General features: G+C 72.6%; 19 protein-coding genes. 7 read left to right on the forward strand and 12 right to left on the reverse strand.

Annotated features, from left to right (window positions below):
• Positions 1–18: 18 nt before the first annotated feature.
• The 6 genes from ABTY20_RS08555 to ABTY20_RS08580 all read right to left on the reverse strand — a co-directional run bounded on the left by ABTY20_RS08555 (position 19) and on the right by ABTY20_RS08580 (position 7,183).
• A complete protein-coding gene (locus ABTY20_RS08555; protein ID WP_351996215.1) occupies positions 19–1,791 on the reverse strand; it encodes an IucA/IucC family protein in 1,773 nt (590 codons plus the stop codon).
• Positions 1,788–2,327 carry a GNAT family N-acetyltransferase gene (locus tag ABTY20_RS08560; protein ID WP_351996216.1) on the reverse strand — a complete coding sequence of 180 codons (540 nt, stop codon included), beginning with the start codon at positions 2,325–2,327 and terminating at the stop codon, positions 1,788–1,790. Before ABTY20_RS08560 ends, ABTY20_RS08555 begins: the two co-directional genes overlap by 4 nt.
• Positions 2,324–3,619 carry a lysine N(6)-hydroxylase/L-ornithine N(5)-oxygenase family protein gene (locus tag ABTY20_RS08565; RefSeq protein ID WP_351996217.1) on the reverse strand — a complete coding sequence of 432 codons (1,296 nt, stop codon included), beginning with the start codon at positions 3,617–3,619 and terminating at the stop codon, positions 2,324–2,326. The genes ABTY20_RS08560 and ABTY20_RS08565 overlap by 4 nt, the downstream gene beginning before the upstream one ends.
• Positions 3,603–5,069: a lysine decarboxylase DesA gene (gene desA, locus ABTY20_RS08570; protein ID WP_351996218.1), complete on the reverse strand. Its 1,467-nt coding sequence runs from the start codon at positions 5,067–5,069 to the stop codon at positions 3,603–3,605. The genes ABTY20_RS08565 and desA overlap by 17 nt, the downstream gene beginning before the upstream one ends.
• 154 nt (positions 5,070–5,223) lie before the next feature.
• Entirely contained in the window at positions 5,224–6,093 is an 870-nt protein-coding gene (locus ABTY20_RS08575) for a siderophore-interacting protein (RefSeq protein ID WP_351996219.1), read from the reverse strand.
• 40 nt (positions 6,094–6,133) lie between these two features.
• On the reverse strand, positions 6,134–7,183 hold the full coding sequence (locus tag ABTY20_RS08580) for an ABC transporter substrate-binding protein (protein ID WP_351996220.1): 1,050 nt from the start codon (positions 7,181–7,183) through the stop codon (positions 6,134–6,136).
• Between the two features lie 198 nt (positions 7,184–7,381).
• Between ABTY20_RS08580 and ABTY20_RS08585 the strand changes: the two genes are divergently transcribed.
• Positions 7,382–7,690 carry a hypothetical protein gene (locus ABTY20_RS08585; protein ID WP_351996221.1) on the forward strand — a complete coding sequence of 103 codons (309 nt, stop codon included), beginning with the start codon at positions 7,382–7,384 and terminating at the stop codon, positions 7,688–7,690.
• A 55-nt stretch (positions 7,691–7,745) separates the two neighbouring features.
• Here the strand turns inward: ABTY20_RS08585 and ABTY20_RS08590 are convergent, their stop codons facing one another.
• The 4 genes from ABTY20_RS08590 to ABTY20_RS08605 are packed head-to-tail and all read right to left on the reverse strand — an operon-like array spanning position 7,746 to position 13,505.
• Positions 7,746–8,906, reverse strand: a complete 1,161-nt coding sequence (locus ABTY20_RS08590) for an acyl-CoA dehydrogenase family protein (RefSeq protein WP_351996222.1) — start codon at positions 8,904–8,906, stop codon at positions 7,746–7,748.
• A 5-nt stretch (positions 8,907–8,911) separates the two neighbouring features.
• A complete protein-coding gene (locus tag ABTY20_RS08595; protein WP_351996223.1) occupies positions 8,912–9,859 on the reverse strand; it encodes a hydroxymethylglutaryl-CoA lyase in 948 nt (315 codons plus the stop codon).
• Positions 9,856–11,862 (reverse strand): acetyl/propionyl/methylcrotonyl-CoA carboxylase subunit alpha, encoded by a 2,007-nt coding sequence (locus tag ABTY20_RS08600; RefSeq protein ID WP_351996276.1) that lies wholly within the window; start codon positions 11,860–11,862, stop codon positions 9,856–9,858. The genes ABTY20_RS08595 and ABTY20_RS08600 overlap by 4 nt, the downstream gene beginning before the upstream one ends.
• 26 nt (positions 11,863–11,888) lie before the next feature.
• A complete protein-coding gene (locus ABTY20_RS08605) occupies positions 11,889–13,505 on the reverse strand; it encodes a carboxyl transferase domain-containing protein (protein WP_351996224.1) in 1,617 nt (538 codons plus the stop codon).
• 87 nt (positions 13,506–13,592) lie between these two features.
• Between ABTY20_RS08605 and ABTY20_RS08610 the strand changes: the two genes are divergently transcribed.
• The 4 genes from ABTY20_RS08610 to ABTY20_RS08625 all read left to right on the forward strand — a co-directional run bounded on the left by ABTY20_RS08610 (position 13,593) and on the right by ABTY20_RS08625 (position 17,164).
• Positions 13,593–14,192 carry an SACE_7040 family transcriptional regulator gene (locus tag ABTY20_RS08610; protein ID WP_351996225.1) on the forward strand — a complete coding sequence of 200 codons (600 nt, stop codon included), beginning with the start codon at positions 13,593–13,595 and terminating at the stop codon, positions 14,190–14,192.
• Between the two features lie 116 nt (positions 14,193–14,308).
• The gene (locus ABTY20_RS08615) at positions 14,309–15,466 is read left to right on the forward strand and encodes an acyl-CoA dehydrogenase family protein (protein ID WP_351996226.1); all 1,158 of its coding nucleotides are present in this window, start codon (positions 14,309–14,311) and stop codon (positions 15,464–15,466) included.
• Between the two features lie 35 nt (positions 15,467–15,501).
• The gene (gene tesB / locus ABTY20_RS08620) at positions 15,502–16,371 is read left to right on the forward strand and encodes an acyl-CoA thioesterase II (protein ID WP_351996227.1); all 870 of its coding nucleotides are present in this window, start codon (positions 15,502–15,504) and stop codon (positions 16,369–16,371) included.
• A gap of 271 nt (positions 16,372–16,642) precedes the next feature.
• Positions 16,643–17,164, forward strand: a complete 522-nt coding sequence (locus ABTY20_RS08625; protein WP_351996228.1) for a DUF4232 domain-containing protein — start codon at positions 16,643–16,645, stop codon at positions 17,162–17,164.
• Between the two features lie 65 nt (positions 17,165–17,229).
• On the opposite strand, the gene ABTY20_RS08630 is transcribed toward ABTY20_RS08625, so the two are convergent.
• Entirely contained in the window at positions 17,230–18,021 is a 792-nt protein-coding gene (locus ABTY20_RS08630; RefSeq protein WP_351996229.1) for a phosphatase, read from the reverse strand.
• Positions 18,022–18,120: 99 nt separating this feature from the next.
• Positions 18,121–19,728, reverse strand: a complete 1,608-nt coding sequence (locus ABTY20_RS08635) for a PucR family transcriptional regulator (protein WP_351996230.1) — start codon at positions 19,726–19,728, stop codon at positions 18,121–18,123.
• A 152-nt stretch (positions 19,729–19,880) separates the two neighbouring features.
• Between ABTY20_RS08635 and speB the strand changes: the two genes are divergently transcribed.
• Both speB and ABTY20_RS08645 read left to right on the forward strand, forming a co-directional pair.
• Entirely contained in the window at positions 19,881–20,849 is a 969-nt protein-coding gene (gene speB, locus ABTY20_RS08640) for an agmatinase (protein ID WP_351996231.1), read from the forward strand.
• Complete coding sequence (locus tag ABTY20_RS08645) at positions 20,846–22,531, forward strand: thiamine pyrophosphate-binding protein (RefSeq protein WP_351996232.1); 1,686 nt, start codon at positions 20,846–20,848, stop codon at positions 22,529–22,531. The genes speB and ABTY20_RS08645 overlap by 4 nt, the downstream gene beginning before the upstream one ends.
• Positions 22,532–22,563 lie beyond the last annotated feature (32 nt).

A 22,563-nucleotide genomic window follows, 5' to 3' on the forward strand; every position in this document is an offset into this window, starting at 1 on the left:
GCCCGTCCGTGTCGTGGGTCAGAACCCCGCGATCGGGTTCTTCAGGGTGCCCACCAGCTGGAGCGCGCCGGACGGGTCCGTGAGGTCCACCATCTGCTTGTTGTTGCGCAGCTGCAGGCGGTTGAGGCAGGACAGGGCGAACTCGGGGGCGAAGATGTCGTAGCGGGCGAACCTGTCCTCGAGTTCGGGCACCGACGCCTGGTACTCGCGGGTGATCTCCGCGACCGTGCCCCAGAAGCCGTCCTCGTCCAAGGCGCCCTCCTCGGCGAGGTTCGCGGCGAGGAAGCGGAAGAAGCAGTCGAAGACGTCCGTGAAGAGCGAGAGCAGCTTCGTGTCGTCCGGCACCTCCACCCGGATGCGGGTGACCTCCGGCGGCAGCACCGCGTCCGGGTCCATCACCGCGATCTCCTCGGCGATGTCCTTGTAGACCGCCCGCTTCACGACGCCGTCCTCCAGCACCAGGATGACGTTCTCCCCGTGCGGCATGTACACCAGGTCGTAGGCGTAGAAGCTGTGCAGCAGCGGCACGTAGTACGCCCGCAGGTAGCGCCGCAGCCACTCGGCCGGGGCCAGCCCCGAGCGCTCGATCAGCGCGGCCGCGAAGGACTTCCCCTCGTGGTCGACGTGGAGCAGCGAGGCCATGGTGGCGAGCGACTCGCCGTCCTCCAGGGACGGAACCGGGCTCTCCCGCCACAGCGCGGCCAGCATCTTGCGGTACGGCGAGGAGCGGTCGGTGGCCCGCTCGTACTCCAGGTGCCGGTAGCCCACGGCGGCCCGCTCCCGGATGATCGACAGCCCGGTGGCCCGCAGCACCGGGTCTCCGTCGACGAGCCGCGCCAGCCAGTCGTTGATCGCCGGGGTCGCCTCCATGTAGGCGGCGGACAGTCCGCGCATGAACCCCATGTTGAGGACGGACAGGGCCGTCTTCACGTAGTGCTTCTCGGGGTGCGAGGTGTTGAAGAACGTCCGGATGGACTGCTGGGCCAGGTACTCGTCGTCGCCCTCGCCCAGGCAGACCAGGTGCCGGCGGGCCACCTCCGCGGCGAAGGTGACGGACAGCTTGTTCCACCACTGCCAGGGATGGACGGGGATCAGGAGGTAGTCGGCGGGGTCCAGACCCTGCCCGCGCAGGACGCCGTGGAAGCCCTCGACGGTCTCCTCGCCCAGTTCCTGCCGGATGAACGACTCGTACGCGATCCCCGCCCCGGCCGTGAACGCGGCCCGCGAGCGGTGCGCGGCCAGCCACACCAGCCTCACCGGGGCCGCGGCCTCCGGCGCGTACGCCAGGTACTCGTGGACGCCGAAGCCGAGCCGCCCGTTGTTGGCGACGAAGCAGGGGTGGCCCTCGGTCATGCCGGTCTCGACGGCCTGGAAGCCGGCGTCGACCAGTTCGGCGGAGGTGACCGGCGGCTTGGTGAGCTTGTAGCAGGTGCCGGAGAGGGTGGAGGAGATCTCCTCCAGGTACACCGGCAGGATCTCCTCGCTCAGGCCCAGGGACTTCTGCAGTTCGATGACGAAGTCCAGCGCCGCGAGCTCGAGCTCCGCGTCGCCGCGGTGGCGGGTGATCGAGTCGGCGTCGACCTGCCAGTGGTCCAGGGCGCGGCGCGTGGCCGTGAAGGCGTACCGGGTCAGGCCGTCGTCGCTGCGGACGACGTACCCGCCGTCGCCGGTGGCCTCCGGCGTGATGAGCCGCTCGTGCGCGAACTCGGCGAGCGCCTTGCGGATCAGGAGGCGGTTGGCCCGTGCCCAGCGGTGGGGGGACAGGTGCGCCACGGCGTCGGACGGGGTCATGCGGATGCTCCTCGGGCGGCCTCGAACTGGTGGCGCGTGCAGAAGCTCAGCAGCGCGCGCTTCTCCGGCTTGTCGATCTCGCGCACGGGCACGAAGCCCACGGCCTCGTTGAGCGCGTGCACGGCCTTGTTGGCCACGTCCGGTTCGACCACGACCCGCCGGACGGCCGGGTCGGCGAACAGCTCCTCCATCACGGCGGTGATGACGGCCCGGGTGAAGCCGTGGACCGGCCGGTCGGTGGGGGCGACCAGGAAGTGCATGCCGACGTCGCCGGGCTCGGGGTCGTACAGGCCGGCGAGTTCGACGTACCGGGGGTCGTACCGCTCCATCAGGAACGCCGGTTCGCCGTCGTGCAGGCCCAGGTGGGCGTGGTGGTGCTCGTGGGCGGCGATGCGCAGGTACTCGCGTTCGACGTCCTGGAGCTTCGCGTCCTGCATCATCCAGAACGCCGCCTTGGGGTGGGTGACCCAGCGGTGCAGCAGCTCGGCGTCCTCCAGCGGGTCCAGGGGGCGGACGGTGAACGTACCGATGCTCATACGGCGAACTCCTGGAATGCGATGGACTTCTCGACGGGGTAGTACTCGGTGCCGAGCAGCTCGCGGATGATGGTCGCGTTCCGGTACGGGCCCATGCCCAGGTCGGGGCTGGTGACGCTGTGCGTGTGGACGCCGGCGTTCTGCAGGAAGACGCCGCGGCCGGTGACGTCGATGGCGTAGTCGCGGCTCACGTCGAAGCGGCCGTGGCCGTCGAGACGGAGCCGGTCGCGCACCGGGTCGAGGAAGGCCGGCGGCTCGTAGTGGTAGCCGGTGGCCAGCACCAGGCCCTCGGTGCGGATCTCGAAGTCCTTGTCCTGCTCGTCCTGGTGGAAGCCGAGCGTGTAGCCGCCGTCCTCGTACCGGGCGGTGGTGAGCGAGGAGTTGGTGAGCAGCCGGGTGGGGAGCGGGCGGCCGCCGCTCTCGACGTTCTTCTGGTACAGCAGGTCGAAGATGGCGTCGATCAGCTCCGAGTTGATGCCCTTGAACAGGCCCTTCTGCTGCTTCTCCAGCCGGTAGCGGGTCTCCTCGGGCAGCGCGCGGAAGTAGTCGATGTAGTCCGGGGAGGTCATCTCCAGGGTCAGCTTGGTGTACTCCAGCGGGAAGAACCGCGGGGAGCGGGTGACCCAGTTGAGCCGGTAGCCGTGGACGTCGATCCCGGAGAGCAGCTCGTGGTAGATCTCGGCGGCGCTCTGCCCGCTGCCGACGATCGTGATCGACTCCTTCTCCAGCAGCTCCGCCTTGCGGTGCATGTACTGCGCGGTGTGGAACAGGCCGCCGTCCAGTCCGCGGCACGGCTCGGGGACGAACGGCACGGTCCCGGTGCCGAGCACCAGGTGCCGGGCGCGGTACGTCTCGCCGGCCGCCGTCGCCACGGCGTACAGTTCGTCGGCCTCGTCGTACGTCACCTCGGTGACCGTGGTGCCGAAGCGGATGCTGCCCAGCTTGCCGGCGGCCCAGCGGCAGTAGTCGTCGTACTCGACCCGCAGCGGGTAGAAGTTCTCGCGTATGTAGAACGAGTACAGCCGCCCCTTCTCCTTCAGGTAGTTGAGGAAGGAGTAGGGGGAGGTCGGGTCGGCCAGGGTGACCAGGTCCGACATGAACGGGGTCTGCAGGTGGGCGCCGTCGAGGAACATCCCGGCGTGCCACTCGAAGTCCGGCTTGGACTCCAGGAAGACGCCGTTCAGCTCGGCGATGGGCTCGGTGAGGCAGGCCAGGCCGAGGTTGAAGGGGCCCAGCCCGATGCCCACGAAGTCGTGGGTCGTGGTGCCCGTCGGGTCAGGAAGCGCGGTCAAGGGACTCTCCCAGGTACTGCTCGGCGTGGCCGGCGATCAGATCGAGGACGGCGGCGATGTCGGACGTGGTGGTCTCGGGGTTCAGCAGGGTGAACTTCAGGTAGTGGCGCCCCGCCACCTTGGTGCCCGCGACCACCGCGTCACCCGAGGCGAACAGCGCCTTGCGGGCGTGGAGGTTGGCCCGGTCGATCTCGGCGGGGTCGGTGACGGCGGCCGGGACGTAGCGGAAGACCAGGGTGGACAGGCTCGGCTCGACCACGACGTCGAAGCGGGGGTCGGCGGCGAGCAGGCGCCAGCCCTCGGCGGCCAGGTCGCAGACCTCGTCGAAGAGCTGACCGATGCCGTCGGCGCCCATCACGCGCAGGGTCATCCACAGCTTGAGCGCGTCGAAGCGGCGGGTGGTCTGCAGGGACTTGTCCACCTGGTTGGGGATGCGTTCCTGCACCATGCGGCGCGGGTTGAGGTACTCGGCGTGGTAGGTGGCGTGCCGCAGGGTGGCGGCGTCGCGGACCAGTACGGCCGACGAACTGACCGGCTGGAAGAAGGACTTGTGGTAGTCGACGGTGACGGAGTCGGCGCGCTCGATGCCGTGGATGCGGTCGCGGTACTTCAGCGAGGCGAGCAGACCGCAGCCGTAGGCGGCGTCGACGTGCATCCAGGCGCCGTACCGCTCGCACAGTTCGGCGATCTCCGGCAGCGGGTCGATGGAGCCGAAGTCGGTGGTGCCGGCGGTGGCGACGACGGCCATGGGGATCAGGCCGGCCTCGGTGCAGCGCTCCAGCTCGTGGGCGAGGGCGACGGTCTGCAGGCGCTTGTCGTGGTCGACGGGGACGGACACCACGGCGTCCTGGCCGAGGCCGAGCAGTTTCGCGGACTTCTGCACGCTGAAGTGGCTGACCTCGGAGGCGAAGACGCGCAGCTTCGTCAGGTCGACTCCCCCTTCCCACCCGTCCCGCCCCGGCTTGCTCTCCTCGCGGGCCAGCAGCAGTGCCTGGAGGTTGGACTGGGTGCCGCCGGAGGTGAACACGCCGTCGGCGGCCGGGCCGAGGCCGATGCGGCCCGCCGTCCAGTCGATGAGTTTGCGCTCGATGAGGGTGCCGCCGGCCGACTGGTCCCAGGTGTCCAGGGAGGAGTTGACGGCGGAGAGCACGGCCTCGCCGAGCACGGCCGGGATGACGACCGGGCAGTTGAGGTGGGCGAGGTAGCGGGGGTGGTGGAAGTAGACGGCGTCCCGGAGGTAGACGTCCTCCAGTTCGTCCAGCACGGCGGTGGTGTCGTGCAGCGGCTGGTCGAGGTCGATGCCGTCGATGCGCGGGGCGAGCGCGTCGACGGTGACGCCGGTGAACGGCCGGTCGGTGGTGGCGAGTTTGGCCGCCACCCGCTCGACTCCTTCGGTCACGGAGCGGCGGTAGTGCTCCGCGGTGGTGTCGTTGAGCAGGTGCGAGCGCATGCGGGGGTCCTCCGGTGGGGACGATCCGGGACGGGAAAGGCCGGTGGCTTGTTGCTTAGGTTAGCCTAACCTAACTGTCACGTCGTGGCACCGGTGCCCCCGTGGCCGTGAGCACTCCCGCCTCGGGCGCGACCGGGGCCGACCGCTTCTCCTGCTAGCCCCGTCGGCGCAGCTGTTCCTCCGTCAGCCCGCGGCGCCAGTAGCCCACGAAGGTCACCCGGTCGCGGTCGATCCCGCGTTCGGCGACGAAGTGCCGGCGCAGCCGCTTCACGCAGTCCGCCTCCCCGGCGATCCAGACGTACGGCCGTTCGGCGGGCGGGAGGCCGGCGGCGCGGAGGGTGTCCAGGGCCAGCGGGTCGCCCCGTTCGCGCGCGCCGCGGACGAACCACGTGATCTCGGCGTCGGCGCCGGTCACCAGGTCCTGGACGTCCCCGGCGTGCGGCACCTCCAGCCAGACCCGGGCGCGGGTGCCGGCCGGCAGGGTCTCGAGGACGGCGGCGACGGCGGGCAGGGCGGTCTCGTCGGCCCAGAGCAGGACCAGGTCGGTGTCCCCGGGCGGGCGGAAGCGGATCGCGCGGTTGTCGGCGACCGCGGGGCCGAGCAGCAGCACCCGGTCGCCGGCGCCGGCGCGGGCGGCCCAGCGGGAGGCCGGGCCCGCCCCGGCGGACGCGCCGCCCTCCCCGGTGACGCCGTGCAGCACGAAGTCGACGTCGATCCCGGCGGTGTGCCCCTCGGCGTCCGTGCGCAGCCCCCGGAGCGTGTAGGAACGCATCACGGCCCGCACGTCCTCGGGGAGTTCGCGCCACCCCTGCCACCATGCGTCGCCCAGTTCGAGCGGCACGACCGGCTCGCTCTGCCCCGGGTGCGGCAGGAACAGCGACAGGGACTGGTCGCGCCCCGCGGAGCGGAAGTCGCGCAGGTCGGGTCCGGTGAAGGTGACCCGGACCAGGGACGGGCCGAGCCGCCTCGTCGCTGCGACCTGGAGGGAGAAGAAGCGGAACGGGGCGGCTACGGCGGTGGTCACGGACGGCTCCGGGGGGAGGGAGGGCTTCCGGCGGGTGGGGTCAGCCGACCTTCTCGGCCTTCTCGATGGCCTCGGCGAGGTTGTCGAGCAGCGGGGTGCACTTGTCGTAGGACAGGATCGGCTCGGGGGAGCGGGCGATGACCTGGCCGGCCTTGACCGCGGGCAGCTTCTTCCAGGTCGCCTCGGTGATGTCGGCGGGCTGGATGGTCGAGGCGCGGTCGTCCATGATGATGACGTCGGCCGGGTACGTGTCGACGTTCTCCCAGCTCAGGGTCTCGAACCAGCCGCCGGTCGCCTTCTTGGCCTCCTCCGGCGGCTCGACGAGGTTCACCCCGAGGGCCTTGAAGTACTCCAGGTCGATGGAGTAGTTGGAGCCGGAGACGTAGAAGACGTCCTGCGCGGCGGAACCGGCCAGCACCCTGATCTCCGGCCGGGCCTTGGCGGCCTTGCGCAGCCGCTCGGCGGCGGCCTCGAACCGCTTCTTCGCCTCGACGACCTTCGCGGCCTTCATGTCGGCGCCCAGCGACTCGGCCAGCTCGGCCATGCGCTGCAGCGGCTGCGGCATCTGACGGTCGTAGACGGAGACGGCCACGCTCGGGGCGAGCTTGGCGATCTTGTCCTTGGAGGCCTCGGGGACGTACCAGAGCGTGCCGGCGTCGTCGAACGTCGTGCTGATGAGCAGCTCGGGCCCGAAGGCGGCGTACTGCTCGACGTTGAAGCTGTCGAACTTGTTGCCGAAGATCGTCAGCTTGCTGACGTCCATGTCGCCGGCCTGGACGTCGGCCTTGCCGTCCTGTGTCCTGGTCGGCCCGAAGACGCCCTTCACCTCGATGCCGTAGTCGTGCAGCGCGGCGGCGACACCGGTGAACGCGACGATCTTCGTCGGCACCTTGTCGAGCTTCACGGTGGTGCCGCGGTCGTCCTTGAAGGACCACGGGCCGGACGCGGCGTCGCCGGTGCCCTTCGCGTCCGAGCCGCCGCTCTTCGCGTCGTCGCCCCCGCAGGCGGTGAGCACGGCGCCGAGTCCGAGGGCGCCACCGGCGGCGAGCAGTCCCCGACGGGAGAAGCGGGCGGTTGCGGCGTTCGACATGGGTGCGTCTGCTTTCGTGCGGGCGGAGCCGATCCGGGCTGGAAACAGGATTAGGTTAGCCTAACCTCATGATCTGTCCAGGGGGTGCCCGGTACGCGTCCCCTCACGGAACGGCGCGATGCGCGCCCTGTACCGTGATCCCGGTCGTCCAGGGCCAAGGGGGTTGGTATGGATCCGGTCCGACGATGGGGCCCCACCGTGGCCGCCAACCTGACCCTCGGGGTCTTCGCCGTCGTGCCGCTGTGGCTGACGGCGTCCTTCGCGACGAGCCGTCTCCCGGAGGCCCTGGGCCTCACCCCCCGCCCGCCCGTGGACGGCGACGTGCTCTCCTGGCTGATGCTCCTGGTCCCGTCGTGGGCGGTCCTCCTCGGCCTGTGGATCCCGGCCAACGTCCTGGCCCGGCGCGGCACGGGCGCGTCGCGGTGCCGTCACTGGGCCGTCGGCTCGGTGCTGGTCCTGACGCCGCTGCCGGCGCTGACGGCGCTGCTGCTCCTGGTCGAGGGCTGAGAGGGACCCGGGGCGGACGCGGACCGGCCGGCCCGCCCCGGGACGGCCGCGGGGTTCAGCCCGCCAGGCCCAACTCCCGTGCGATCAGCATCCGCTGGACCTCGCTCGTGCCCTCGCCGATCTCCAGGATCTTGGAGTCGCGCCACATGCGGGCCACCGGGTACTCGTTCATGAAGCCGTAGCCGCCGTGGATCTGGGTGGCGTCACGGGCGTTGTCCACGGCGACCGTCGACGAGTACAGCTTGGCCAGCGCCGCCTCCTTCTTGAACGGCTCGCCGGCCACCAGCCGGCTCGCCGCGTCGCGCCAGGCGAGCCGGGCCGTGTGGGCCTTCATCTCCATGTCGGCGATCTTGAACTGGATCGCCTGGTTGGCGCCGATCGGCCGCCCGAACGCGTGCCGCTCCTTGGCGTACTTCACCGACTCGTCCACGCAGCCCTGCGCCAGCCCCGTGCCCAGCGCCGCGATGGCGATGCGGCCCTCGTCGAGGATGCGCAGGAACTGGGCGTAGCCACGGCCCTCCTCGCCGAGCAGGTTGGCCGCCGGGACGCGGACGTCCTGGAAGGACAGCTCCCGCGTGTCCGAGGCGTTCCAGCCGACCTTGGAGTACGGGGCCGCCACCGTGAAGCCCGGCGTGCCGGACGGGACGATGATCGCCGAGATCAGCGGCTTGCCGTCGGGCTTGCGGCCCGTCACCGCCGTGACCGTGACCAGGCCCGTGATGTCGGTGCCCGAGTTGGTGATGAAGCACTTGGTGCCGTTGACGACCCACTCGTTCGTCGACTCGTCCAGCCGGGCCGTCGTACGGGTCGCGCCCGCGTCGCTGCCGCCGTCCGGCTCGGTCAGCCCGAACGCGCCGAGGATCTCGCCCGAGCACAGACGGGGCAGCCACGCGCGCTTCTGCGCCTCGGTGCCGAACAGGTGCAGCGGCATCGCGCCCAGGGAGACCCCCGCCTCCAGGGTGATGGCCACCGAGGAGTCGACCCGCGCCAGCTCCTCCAGGGCCACGCCGAGCGCGAAGTAGTCGCCGCCCATGCCGCCGTACTCCTCCGGGAACGGCAGCCCGAACAGACCCATCCGGCCCATCTCCCGCACGATCTCGTACGGGAACTCGTGCCGCTCGTAGAAGTCGCCGATCTTCGGCGCCACCACGTCGTGCGCGAACTCCTCGACCGTGCGGCGGAGTTCTTCCAGTTCGGGGGAGAGCTTGTGGTCCATGGCGTTCACTGCTCCTGGTGGGAGAGGGCTCGTACGGTGCGGGACGGGCTGGGTCGGCCCAGGTGGGCGGCCATCCAGACGCTTGTGGCGACCAGACGGCCGAGGTCGATCCCGGTGTCGATGCCGAGGCCCCGCAGCATCCACACGAGGTCTTCGGTGGCGAGGTTTCCGGTGGCGGACTTCGCGTACGGGCAGCCGCCGAGACCGCCGGCGGAGGCGTCGACCGTGCTGACGCCCTGCTGGAGCGCGGCCAGCGTGTTGGCCAGGGCCTGGCCGTAGGTGTCGTGGAAGTGCACGCCGAGCGCGGACACGGGCACGCCCGCCCCGGTGAGCGCGGTGAGCAGGGCCGTGACGTGACCCGGGGTCGCCACGCCGACGGTGTCGCCCAGGCTCAGCTCGTCGCAGCCCATGTCCAGCAGGGCCCGGCAGACCTTCACCACCTGCGGGATCGGGACCGCGCCCTCCCACGGGTCGCCGAAGCACATCGACAGGTAGCCGCGGACGTGGACGTCCTGCGCCTTCGCCCGCCGCACCACCGGCTCGAACATGGCCAGCGCCTCGTCCACCGTGCGGTTGAGGTTGGCCTTGGCGAAGGACTCCGTGGCGCTGGCGAACACCGCCACCCGCCGGGCGCCCAGCGCCAGCGCGCGGTCCAGACCGCGCTCGTTGGGCACCAGCACCGGCAGCTCCACCGGCAGGTCGGACACCGCCGGGTACAGCTCCTCGGCGTCCGCGAGCTGGGGCACCCACGCGGGGTGGACGAAGCTCGTCGCCTCGATCGTGGTCAGACCGGTGCCGGCCAGGCGGCGGACGAACTCCGCCTTGACGGCCGTCGGCACGGTCGCCTTCTCGTTCTGCAGGCCGTCGCGCGCGCCGACCTCGTGGATGCGGACCCGTGCGGGCAGTCCCTCCGCCGGCACGGCCATCGGCAGGACCGGTTCCGGTGCGTTCACTCCGTCTCCTCCTCCACGGGGGCGATGACCGCCAGCACCTGGTCCATCGCGACCGTCGTGCCCGGGGCCACGTCCAGTTCGGTGACCGTGCCGGCGTGCGGGGCGGAGACGACGTGCTCCATCTTCATCGCCTCCACCACCAGCAGGCTCTGGCCCGCGGCCACCTCGTCGCCGACCGCGACCTTCACCACCGTCACCGTGCCCGGCATCGGCGCGGTCAGCGAGTCGGCGCCCGCCTGGCCCGCCCGGGTGAGGGAGGCGGCGACCGGGTCGTGGTCCCGCACCTGCCAGACGTCGCCGTCCCGGCCCAGCCAGGTGCCGTCCGGCAGGGCGGCGAAGGCGTGGGCGACCCCGTCGAGCGCGAAGGCGAACCGGTGCCCGCCCACCGGACCCGCGGACGCCCGCAGCGGGGTGCCGGAGCCGGGAAGCAGCACGTCCGTACCGCCGTCCGGTGTGCTGCGCACGCGCACGGTCACCGGGTCGTGGCCCGCCACCCGCAGGTGGTGCGCCGTCCACGCCCGCCCGCCGCCCATGCGCCAGCCGTCCGCGGCGTCGAACGGGTCGGTCCAGCCGGAGCCGCCGGCGGGCGCGAGGGCGGCCTGGCGCAGCAGCGCCGCCGCCGCGTACGTCTCCGCCGGCACCCCGTCCGGTACGAGCCCGTCCACCTCGCGCTCCACCAGCCCCGTGTCCAGCTCGCCGGAGACCACCGCCGGGTGCGCCAGCAGCCGCCGAAGGAACCCGGCGTTGGTCTGCACGCCCAGCGTCACCGTCTCCGCGAGCGCCGCCCGGAGCCTGCGCAGCGCGGTCGCGCGGTCGGGGCCGTACGCGATCACCTTGGACAGCATCGGGTCGTAGAGGCTGCCGACCTCCGTGCCCTCGCTCAGCCCGGAGTCGGTGCGCACCCCGCCGCCCTGCGGTTCGCGCAGCCCCAGCACCGTGCCGCCGGAGGGGAGGAAGCCGCGCGCCGGGTCCTCCGCGCAGACACGGGCCTCGACCGCGTGCCCGGTGAGCCGGACGTCGTCCTGGCCGAAGCCGAGCGGCTCGCCCGCCGCCACCCGCAGCTGCCACTCCACCAGGTCCAGGCCGGTGATCAGCTCGGTGACCGGGTGCTCCACCTGGAGGCGGGTGTTCATCTCCATGAAGTAGTACGACGAGGGGTCGTTGCCCGGGACGATGAACTCCACCGTGCCCGCGCCCCGGTAGCCGCAGGAGCGGGCCGCCTGGACCGCCGCCTCGCCCATCGCGGCCCGGGTCCGCTCGTCGAGGAGCACGCTGGGCGCCTCCTCGATGATCTTCTGGTGGCGGCGCTGCAGCGAGCACTCGCGCTCGCCCAGGTGGACGACGCCCCCGTGGCCGTCGGCCAGCACCTGGATCTCGATGTGCCGGGGGCGGTCGATCCACCGCTCGACCAGCAGCGTGTCGTCGCCGAAGGAGGCGCGGGCCTCGCGGCGGGCGGCGGCGATCTCGTCGGCCAGCGCCGAGGCGTCCCGCACCAGGCGCATGCCCTTGCCGCCACCGCCCGCGGACGGCTTCAGCAGCACCGGCATGCCGATGCCGCGGGCCGCGTCGGCGAGCTGCTCGTCCGTCAGCCCACTGCCGCTGGAGCCGGGCACCACCGGCACCCCGGCCGCCCGCACCGTCTCCTTCGCGCGGATCTTGTCGCCCATCAGGGCGATCGCGTCCGCCGGGGGACCGATGAAGACCAGCCCCGCCTCCGTGCACGCCCGCGCGAAGGCGGCGTTCTCGGCGAGGAAGCCGTACCCCGGGTGCACCGCCTGCGCGCCGGTGCGGGCGGCCGCGTCCAGCAGCCGCTCCACCGACAGATAGCTCTCCGAGGCCGCCGCCGGCCCGATCCGCACCGCCGTGTCGGCCTCCCGGACGTGCCGGGCGCCCGCGTCCGCGTCGGAGTACACGGCCACCGAGCGCACGCCCATCGACCGCAGGGTGCGGATGACGCGGACCGCGATCTCGCCCCGGTTGGCCACCAGCACCGTCTCGAACATCTGCTCTGTCATCGTCAGGGGTCCCCTCACATCCGGAAGACGCCGAACTGAGGGTCGCTCAGTGGCGCGTTGGCGCACGCGGTCAGGGCCAGGCCCAGGACCTGCCGGGTCTCCATCGGGTCGATCACGCCGTCGTCCCAGAGTCGGGCCGTCGCGTAGTAGGCGTTCCCCTGCCGCTCGTACTGGGCACGGACCGGGGCCTTGAAGGCCTCCTCGTCCTCGGCCGGCCACTCCTCGCCGCGGCCCTCCAGCTGGTCCCGCTTGACGGTCGCGAGGACGGAGGCGGCCTGCTCGCCGCCCATCACCGAGATCTTGGCGTTCGGCCACATCCACAGGAAACGGGGGGAGTACGCCCGCCCGCACATCGAGTAGTTGCCCGCCCCGTACGACCCGCCGACCACCACCGTCAGCTTCGGCACGCGCGTGCAGGCGACCGCGGTGACCATCTTGGCGCCGTGCTTGGCGATGCCGCCCGCCTCGTAGTCCCGGCCCACCATGAAGCCCGAGATGTTCTGCAGGAACAGCAGCGGGATGCCGCGCTGGTCGCACAGCTCGATGAAGTGGGCGCCCTTCTGGGCGGACTCGGAGAACAGGATGCCGTTGTTGGCGACGATGCCCACCGGGTGGCCGTGGATCCGGGCGAAGCCGGTGACCAGGGTCTGCCCGAACTCCGACTTGAACTCCGCGAAACGGGAGCCGTCGGTGACGCGCGCGATGATCTCGCGCACGTCGTACGGCGTGCGGGAGTCGACCGGCACCGCCCCGTACAGCCCCGCGGGGTCCACCTTGGGCTCGACCGCCGGCTCCACCCGCCAGGGCAGGGACCCCCGGGCGGGCAGCGTGGAGACGATGGTGCGCACGATCCGCAGCGCGTGCGCGTCGTCCTCCGCGAGGTGGTCGGTGACGCCCGAGACCCTCGAGTGGACCTCGCCGCCGCCCAGCTCCTCCGCCGTGACCACCTCACCGGTGGCCGCCTTCACCAGCGGCGGACCGCCCAGGAAGATCGTGCCCTGGTTCCGGACGATCACCGCCTCGTCGCTCATCGCCGGGACGTACGCCCCGCCCGCCGTGCAGGAGCCGAGCACCGCCGCGATCTGCGGGATGCCGGCGCCGGACATCCGGGCCTGGTTGTAGAAGATCCGCCCGAAGTGGTCCCGGTCCGGGAACACCTCGTCCTGCATCGGCAGGAAGGCGCCGCCGGAGTCCACCAGGTAGACGCAGGGCAGCCGGTTGTCGAGGGCCACCTCCTGCGCGCGCAGGTGCTTCTTCACCGTCATCGGGTAGTAGGTGCCGCCCTTGACGGTGGCGTCGTTGGCCACGACCACGCACTCGCGCCCGCTGATCCGCCCGATCCCGGCGATCACCCCGGCCGCCGGGGCCTGCCCCTCGTACATCCCGTCGGCCGCCAGCGGGGCCAGCTCCAGGAAGGGCGAGCCGGGGTCGAGGAGCGTGTCCACGCGGTCGCGCGGGAGCAGCTTCCCGCGCGCGGTGTGCCGTGCCCGCGCCCGCTCGCCGCCGCCGAGCGCCGCCGCGGCCAGCTTGCCGCGCAGCTCCCCGACGAGGGCGCGGTGCGCCTCCTCGTTGGCCCGAAAGGCCTCCGACGCGGGATCGACCGCGCTGTGAAGCTCCGGTGCCTCATGCATCCTGCGGGTCCCCTCACCTTGTTAATGAGCGTTAACGCATTTCCTCCAGGTTAACGACCGCTAACCTCCCTGTCTAGAATCGTTCCCATGGCCACCAGAACCGACGCCCCCACCCGCCGCGAGCAGATCCTCAAGGAGGCCGCGCGGCTCTTCGCCGAGCGCGGCTTCCACGGCGTCGGGGTCGACGAGATAGGCGCCGCGGTCGGCATCAGCGGCCCCGGCCTCTACCGGCACTTCGCGGGCAAGGACGCGATGCTCGCGGAGCTGCTGGTGGGGATCAGCGGCCAGCTGCTGACCGGCGCGAAGCGGCGCCTGGCGGAGGCCGGGGAGGAGTCGGTCCCCGAGGCGGTCCTCGACTCGCTGATCGAGGGGCACATCGACTTCGCGCTCGACGACCGCCCCCTCATCACCCTGCACGACCGTGAGCTGGACCGCCTCCGGGACACCGACCGCAAGCTGGTCCGCCAGCTGCAGCGGCAGTACGTCGAGCTGTGGGTGGGAGTGGTGCGGCGGCTGTACCCGGACCTGGCCGAGCCCGCCGCCCGTTCGGCGGTCCACTCGGTGTTCGGACTGCTCAACTCCACCCCCCACCTCACCCGCCCCGGCTCCCTCCCCGGCCGCGCGGGCACCGCCGAGCTGCTGCACCGGATGGCCCGGGGCGCGTTCGCGGCGGCGGGCTCGCGATGACCCCGGGGGAGTGACGAGCGTTACGGGACGTCCCGTCTGGACGGCTGTGGATACTCGCCGGTACCTTTGCTCTGAGCAAGCGCTTAGACATGCCCAGGTACTGGAGGTGGCGGACAGTGCGCCGTACGGTTTTCAACGAGGATCACGAGGCGTTCCGGGAGACCATCCGCGCCTTCATCGAGGCCGAGGTCGTCCCGGTCTACGACGAGTGGTTCGCGGCGGGCCAGGCGCCCCGCGACTTCTACTACAAGCTCGGTGAGCTGGGCATCTTCGGCATCAGCGTGCCCGAGGAGTTCGGCGGCGCGGGCATGGACACCCACAAGTTCGAGGCCGTCCTCTACGAGGAGACCGCCCGCGCCGGCGTCCAGTTCGGCGGCTCCGGCGTGCACGTGCTGCTCGCCCTGCCCTACATCAAGATGCTGGCCACCGACGAGCAGAAGAAGCGCTTCCTGCCGAAGTTCGTCACCGGCGAGGAGATGTGGGCCATCGCGATGACCGAGCCGGGCACCGGCTCCGACCTCGCGGGCATGAAGACCACCGCCAGGCTCAGCGAGGACGGCACGCACTACGTCCTCAACGGCGCCAAGACCTTCATCACCGGCGGCGTCCACGCCGACAAGGTGATCGTCTGCGCCCGCACCGCCGCCCCGACGGCCGAGGACCGCCGCCACGGCATCTCCCTGTTCGCCGTCGACACCAAGTCCGAGGGCTACTCCGTCGGCCGCAAGCTCGACAAGCTCGGCCTGAAGACCTCCGACACCGCCGAGCTGGCGTTCGTCGACGTCAAGGTGCCCGTCGAGGACCTGCTCGGCGAGGAGAACAAGGGCTTCTACTACCTCGGCCACAACCTCGCCTCCGAGCGCTGGGGCATCGCCTTCGGCGCCTACGCGCAGGCCAAGGCCGCCGTCCGGTTCGCCAAGCAGTACGTGCAGGAGCGCACCGTCTTCGGCAAGCCGGTCGCCCACTTCCAGAACACCAAGTTCGAGCTGGCCGCCTGCCAGGCCGAGGTGGACGCCGCCGAGGCCGTGGCCGACCGCGCCACCGAGGCCCTGGACGCCGGCGAGCTCACCCCCGCCGAGGCCGCCAGCGCCAAGCTGTTCTGCACCGAGGTCGCCCACCGCGTCATCGACCGCTGCCTCCAGCTGCACGGCGGCTACGGCTACATGAACGAGTACCCGATCGCCCGCCTGTACGCGGACAACCGCGTCAACCGCATCTACGGCGGCACCAGCGAGATCATGAAGTCGATCATCGCCAAGGACATGGGCCTGTAAGGTCCCGGAAATCCCTGCCGTATACAACTGACCTCATGAGTCAGGCACTACAGGACCTCCTCGATCTGCTCGACCTCGAGCAGATCGAGGAGAACATCTTCCGCGGCCACTCCCGCAGCGCCGTCGTCCCCCGCGTCTTCGGCGGACAGGTCGCGGCGCAGGCGCTGGTCGCCGCCGGGCGGACCGTCCCCGAGGAGCGGCCCGCCCACTCGCTGCACGCGTACTTCCTGCGCCCCGGCGACCCCGGCGCCCCGATCGTCTACACCGTCGACCGGATCCGCGACGGCCGCTCCTTCACCACCCGGCGGGTGGTCGCGGTCCAGCACGGAAAGCCGATCTTCCACCTCTCGGCGTCCTTCCAGGCGTACGAGGAGGGCCTGGACCACCAGGACCCGATGCCGTCCTCCCCCGACCCGGCCACGCTGCCCGCCTCGGAGGAACGCCTGCGCGGGTACGCCCACCTCGCGCCCGAGGTCGTGGAGCGCTTCCTGGAGGCCCGCGCCGCCGTCGACCTGCGCTACGTCGACGAGCCGCCCTACGGCCGCTTCGGCGAACCCCGCGAACCCCACTCCCAGGTGTGGTTCCGCACCAACGGCAAGCTGGCGGACGACCCCCTGCTGCACGTCGTCCTCGCCACGTACGTCTCCGACATGACGCTCCTGGACTCCGTCCTCCTCGCCCACGGGCGCGGCGGCTGGGCCGTCGGCGACGTCGTCGGCGCCTCCCTGGACCACGCCATGTGGTTCCACCGCCCGTTCCGCGCCGACGAGTGGCTGCTGTACGACCAGCAGTCCCCGTCGGCCCACGGCGGCCGGGGCCTGGGCCAGGGCCGCATCTACACCCGGGACGGCCGGCTCGCGGTCTCGGTCATCCAGGAGGGCGTGGTCCGGGTCCCGCGCTCCTGAGCCGGCCCTCGACACCCCTTCCCCCCGCGCCCCCTTCCCCGTGACGTGCGGAAGCGGCCCCCGCACGTGTCCCGCGCGGGGGCCGCACGGCTGTCCGCGTCCCAGTGGACCGTTCCAGGCGGTCGGCATCCTTGCTGGTCAGAGGCCGTTCCAGCGTTCCGGCGTCCCGTGATGGGCGTCCGGTGTGGCGGGTGGGACGGATCACGGCACAAGCTGCGGTCATCCCGGCAGCCCGCCGGCCGATCCACCACGTCACACCCTGGAGACCGCCATGCGTTCACGCCTCGCCACCCGCTCCGCCCGCCTCGCCCTGGCCGCCGTCGCCGCGCTCGCCCTCGGCGGCGCCGCCACCGCCACGGCCACCGCCGACAGCGGCCGCTCCACCACCCGGCCCTGCGCGACCGGCGACCTGAAGTTCAAGGTCACGTCCGAGACGCAGGCGGGCGGCTACTACCTGATCACCGCCAAGGCCAAGCCCGGCATCGCCTGCCACCTGGAGGGCGTCTTCCCCTCCGCCTCCTTCGGCTCCCACCCCGACACCGCGGTCTCGCCCGCCGAGCACGGTGTCAGCGACGACGTCGTCCTCGGCGGCTCCGCCGTCGCCTACGCCGGCATCAGCCCCAAGTCCACCAACGACAACGACGGCGTGGAGTTCGACCGGCTCCACCTCTCGGTCGCCGGCGACGAGGAGAACTCCGTCACCCTCCGTCTCCCCGACACCGCCACGGTCGACCGGCCGATCGCCACCAACTGGCACGCCGACCGCGCCGACGCCGTCCCGTTCGTCAACTGAGCCCCGCGGCCACCAGGCCGCCCCGTCGGCCGGGCGCGTTCCCCGCGCCCGGCCGGCGGGCCGTCTCACCGCGCCAGACCGGCCTCCGCCAGCAGGTACGCCGTCATCGGGTCGTAGTGGCGGGGGCTGGTGACGTGGTCGTCGAGGGGGACCGTGACCTGGACGGTGCCCTCGGACTCGGCGACGAAGAGGGCCGGGTCGTTGCAGTCGGCGTAGCCGACGCTGTCCACGCCGTACTGCCCCGCGGCGCCCGCCCAGCCGTGGTCGGCGACGACCAGGTCGGGCAGCGGGCGGCCCGCGCGCTCCAGGGCGGTCAGGACGGCCCTCATCGGCTCACCGGAGTGGGTGTGCCACAGCGTGGCGCCGTGCTCCAGCACCGCCACGTCCGCGAACTGCATCACGTACCCCTCGTCCGTGATCAGGCCGTCCGGGATGACCACGATCTCGCAGCCGGCGGCCCGCAGCGCGGCGGCCGTCGCCCGGTGCACGTCCAGCAGCCCGCCCGGGTGACCGGTCGCGAACAGCACCCGCTGCCGCCCGTCCGCCGCCTTGCGCAGCCGTCCGGCCATGCGCTCGAGCCCGGCCACGGTCAGCTCCGGGTCGATGGTGTCCTGCCCGTACCGGTACTCCGGGTCGTCGTTGACGCCGACCCGCTCCGCCATCACCGCCAGCACGTCCTGCTCGTCGGTCCAGCGGTCGCCGAGCTCCAGGCCGAGCCAGAAGTGGCGGTCGCCGTTCGCCAGTTTGCGGTAGTGCGAGAGGTTGTTCTCGCGCGGCGTGGCGACGTCGCCCGCGATGCGGGTGGCGACGAGGTGGGCGAGGAGTTCGGCGCGGTCGGGCGTCCCGGGTATCGGCATGCCCTCATTGTGAGGCAGCGCCCCGGGGGCGTCCCCGGGGTATCGCGTGCTGGGACGTGCGTCACGTACTCGGGCGACTCCGTACGGCTGCCCGGGTCCTCACGTCCCGCGCAGCGCGAACCACAGCTCCATCCGCACGTCCGGGTCGTCCAGGTCCGCCTCCAGCAGCGCCGCGCACCGCGCGATGCGCTGCCGCACGGTGTTGCGGTGCACCGACAGCGCCACCGCCGTGCGGTCCCAGCTGCCGTGCAGGGACAGCCAGGTGCGCAGGGTGTCGGTGAGGGCGGGAGCGGCCGCTATCGGCGCGAGCAGCGACCGGGCGTGGGCCTCCGCGTCGTGCGGCGGGACGAGGTCGGCGAGGGCGGGGCGGTCGCCGTGCCGGAGCAGCGGGACACGGCTGGCGCGGGCCCGGGCCAGGGCGCGGGCGGCCCGGGTGTCGGCGTCCGGCAGGTCGGGCGGGGCGGCTGCGGTGCCGACGCCGAGGGTCCAGCCCGGCAGCGGCTCCACGGGCCGGTCGGCCGGCACCAGCACGCGGACGGCCTCGCCCGCCGGGTCGACCAGCGCCGATCCGAGCGCGGCGCCGAGCGCGGAGGCGGCCAGCGGGTCGGGTGCGGTGCGGCCGTCCGGCCGGGCGTGCACGACGTGCCACCGCTCCCCGCCGAGCAGGGGGGCGACGTCCTCGGGCGGGGCGCCCAGCAGCAGGCGTACGAGCGCGGAGGAGTGGGCCGTGGCGGTGCCGCTGCGGTGCCGGCCGGTGAGGAGGGAGAGCAGGGCGGCCGCGACGGAGGCGATGGTGTGGTCGCCGGGGGTGCGGTGGGGGGAGGCGACGCCGAGGACGTACCCGTGTCCGGGGTTGAGGGAGTAAGCGGCGAGGTGGGTGCCGTCGACGGTGTCGCTGGCGGTGGTGGGGGCCGGGGCGGGCGTCACCGGCCGGCGTTCGCCGGGTGCCGCCGCGCCCGCCCTCCCCCGCTCCCGGCCCTGCTCGAGCGGGGGGACACCCGTCGCCCCGGGGGCACCTCCCCGGCCCTTTCGGGCTCCGGGGGAGGCATGACCGCCCGCGGCCGGGGCGGGTCGTACCACCTCGGCCAGGTCGGTCAGGGCCTGTCGTGCCCCGGGGGGCGGGGTGGTTCCCGCGGTGGCGAGTTCGGTGGTGTCCGGGGCGAACAGCACGGCCCAGCCGTCGGTCCGCTGAGCCAGCTGGTGGAGCACCGGCCGCAGCGGATCCGGGCGGGCGGCGGCGGTGGCGAGGCTCTGCTGGGCCTCCGTGACCCGGCGCAGCTCCGCCGTGCGGGCCTGCGCCATCAGCTGCCAGACCGCCCGCGCCACCGCCGAGAACGTGGTCCGCGGCGGCACCTCCAGCAACGGCAGCCCGTGCATCTCGCAGGCCTCCACCAGCGCCCCCGGCACCGCCTTGTGGACCGGTGCCAGACCGAAGCCGAGCGCCGCCCCGCCCGCCGCCACGATCCGCGAGACGTACGCGTCGAAGTACCCCGCGCCGGCCCCCTCCGGGACGTGCACCCCCGCCGACAGCAGCAGCTCCCCGCCCAGCAGGTACGGGTACGGGTCCGCCATCTCCGAGGTGTGCGCCCCGTGCACGACGGTGCCGGGGTCCTCGGGCCCCGCGATCCGGCGCAGGCCGAGGTCCGCCCGGGCCAGCAGGGCCTCCAGGGACACGGGGGGCGTGGGCGGAACCATGGAGTCCGGCATGCTGGACACTTCCTCCATTCCGTGCGGCGGGAATGGAGGAAACGTACACTTCGCAGATGCTTTCCGCCCCCTTATGGTCGGGACAGAGCGGCAGCCCACGGGTACGGGCGCATGCGTGAGCCAAGGCGAAGAGCAGGAAAGAAGGCACTCCCATGAGCAGCAACGAGACGCCCCGCGGCCCCGTCGACTCCTCCCGCGTCCCGCGGTACGCCGGGCCCGCGACCTTCGCCCGGCTGCCCCGGCTCGACGAGGTCGGCCGCGCCGACGTCGCCGTGGTGGGCGTGCCGTTCGACTCGGGCGTCTCCTACCGGCCGGGCGCCCGCTTCGGCGGCAACGCCATCCGCGAGGCGTCCCGGTTGCTGCGCCCCTACAACCCCGCGCAGGACGCCTCCCCCTTCGCCCTCGCCCAGGTGGCGGACGGCGGCGACATCGCCGTGAACCCCTTCAACATCAACGAGGCCGTGGAGACGGTCGAGGCCGCCGCCGACGACCTCCTCGGCACCGGCGCCCGCCTGATGACCCTGGGCGGCGACCACACCATCGCCCTGCCGCTGCTCCGCTCCGTCGCCAGGAGGCACGGCCCCGTCGCCCTGCTCCACTTCGACGCCCACCTCGACACCTGGGACACCTACTTCGGCGCCGAGTACACCCACGGCACCCCGTTCCGCCGCGCGGTGGAGGAGGGCATCCTCGACACCTCCGCCCTCTCCCACGTCGGCACCCGCGGCCCGCTCTACGGCAAGCAGGACCTCACCGACGACGAGAAGATGGGCTTCGGCATCGTCACCTCCGCCGACGTCTACCGCCGGGGCGCCGACGAGGTCGCCGACCAGCTCCGCCAGCGCATCGGCGACCGCCCGCTGTACATCTCCATCGACATCGACTGCCTGGACCCGGCGCACGCCCCCGGCACCGGCACCCCCGAGGCCGGCGGCATGACCTCCCGCGAGCTCCTGGAGATCCTGCGCGGACTCGCCTCCTGCAACCTGGTCTCGGCGGACGTCGTCGAGGTGGCGCCCGCGTACGATCACGCCGAGATCACCTCGGTCGCCGCGTCCCACACGGCGTACGAGCTGACCACGATCATGTCCCGTCAGATTGCGGAGGCCCGCGAGAAGTGACCCACGACCACGACCTGGTGCTCCGCCCGACCGCCGCGCAGACGGAGGCCGCGCTGAACCCTCCGCCCGGCCGCACCGGCGGGGACCTGGTCGTGGAGACCCTGGCCGGGCTCGGCGCGACCACCGTCTTCGGCCTGCCCGGCCAGCACGCCCTCGGCGTGTTCGACGCCCTGCGCCGCTCCGACCTGCGCTACGTCGGTCTGCGCGTGGAGAACAACGCCGCCTTCGCGGCGGACGCGTACGGCCGGATCACCGGCGAGGCGGCCCCGCTGCTGCTGTCGACCGGCCCGGGGGCCCTCACCTCGCTGGCCGCGCTCCAGGAGGCGGCGGCGGCCTCCGCCCCCGTACTGGCGGTCTGCAGCCAGGTCCCGACACCGGGCCTGGGCGGTGGCCGCCACGGCTACCTGCACGAACTCCCCGACCAGGCGGCCTCGTTCCGGGGCGTGGTCAAGTCCGTCCACACGGTCCGCACGCAGTCCCAGATCCCGTCCGCGCTCGCGGAGGCCTGGAAGTCGGCGCTGACCGTGCCGCACGGCCCCGTGTGGGTGGAGATCCCGCAGGACGTCCTGCTCGCCGGGACGATCCTGCCGGTGGTGACGGCGATGGACGCCACCCCCGACGAGCTGCCCCCGCGCCCCGAGCTCACCGCGCTCGCCGCCCACCTGCTGGCGAACGCCGCCCGTCCCGCGGTCGTCGCGGGCGGGGGAGTGGTCCGCTCCGACGCCTCCGGCAAGCTGAGGCAGCTCGCCGAGCGCATCCAGGCGCCGGTGGTCACCACCCCCGGCGGCAAGGGCGCCTTCCCCTGGACGCACCCGCTGTCGCTGCAGTCCTGGCTGGAGGACCGGCACACCACCGACTTCCTTCAGGACGCGGACGTCCTGCTGGTCGTCGGCTCGGGACTGGGCGAACTCTCCTCGAACTACCACACGTTCAGGCCCCGCGGCCGGGTGATCCAGATCGAGGCCGACCTCGGCAAGCTGGAGTCCAACCACCCGGGCCTCGGCATCCACGCCGACGCCCGCCTCGCGCTCCAGGCGCTCCTGGAGACGGTGGAGCCGCGCGAGGACGCGACGGCTCCCGAGCGGGTGCGGGGAGTCCTGGACCGGGTCCGCGAGCGCATCGCCGCCCAGGAACTCACCCTGGAGCAGCAGGTGCTGACGGCGGTCCGCCGCGCCCTGCCCACCGGCTCGCCGTCCTTCTGGGACATGACGATCCTGACGTACTGGGCCTGGTCCGCCTTCGACGCCATGGGCCCCAACCACCTGCACTCCGCGCAGGGCGCCGGCGGCCTCGGCTACGGCTTCCCGGCCGCCCTCGGCGCGGCCGTCGCCGACCCCACCCGCCCGGTGCTGGCGGTCTCCGGCGACGGCGGCGCCCTGTACTCCGTCGCCGAACTGGCCACCGCCCGCCAGCACGACCTGGACGTCACCTGGCTGATCGTCGACGACGGCGGCTACGGCATCCTGCGCGAGTACATGACCGACGCCTTCGGCGAGCCCATGGCGACGGACCTCACCCGGCCGGACTACGTGGCCCTGGCGGAGTCCTTCGGCGTACCGGCCCTGCGCACCGCTCCCGAAACCCTGGAACGGGACCTCGCGAAGGCCCTGGCGACCCCGGGCCCGACGGTGGTCGTCCTCCCCGCCGTGCTGCGGATGTTCGCGCCGACCCACGGGGAGTGATCCCCGCCCGGAGCGATCAGCGGGGATCCGCT

Origin of the sequence: Streptomyces sp. NPDC126497, from assembly GCF_040302425.1 — a bacterium.
In the GTDB taxonomy this organism is placed as follows: Bacteria; Actinomycetota; Actinomycetes; order Streptomycetales; family Streptomycetaceae; genus Streptomyces.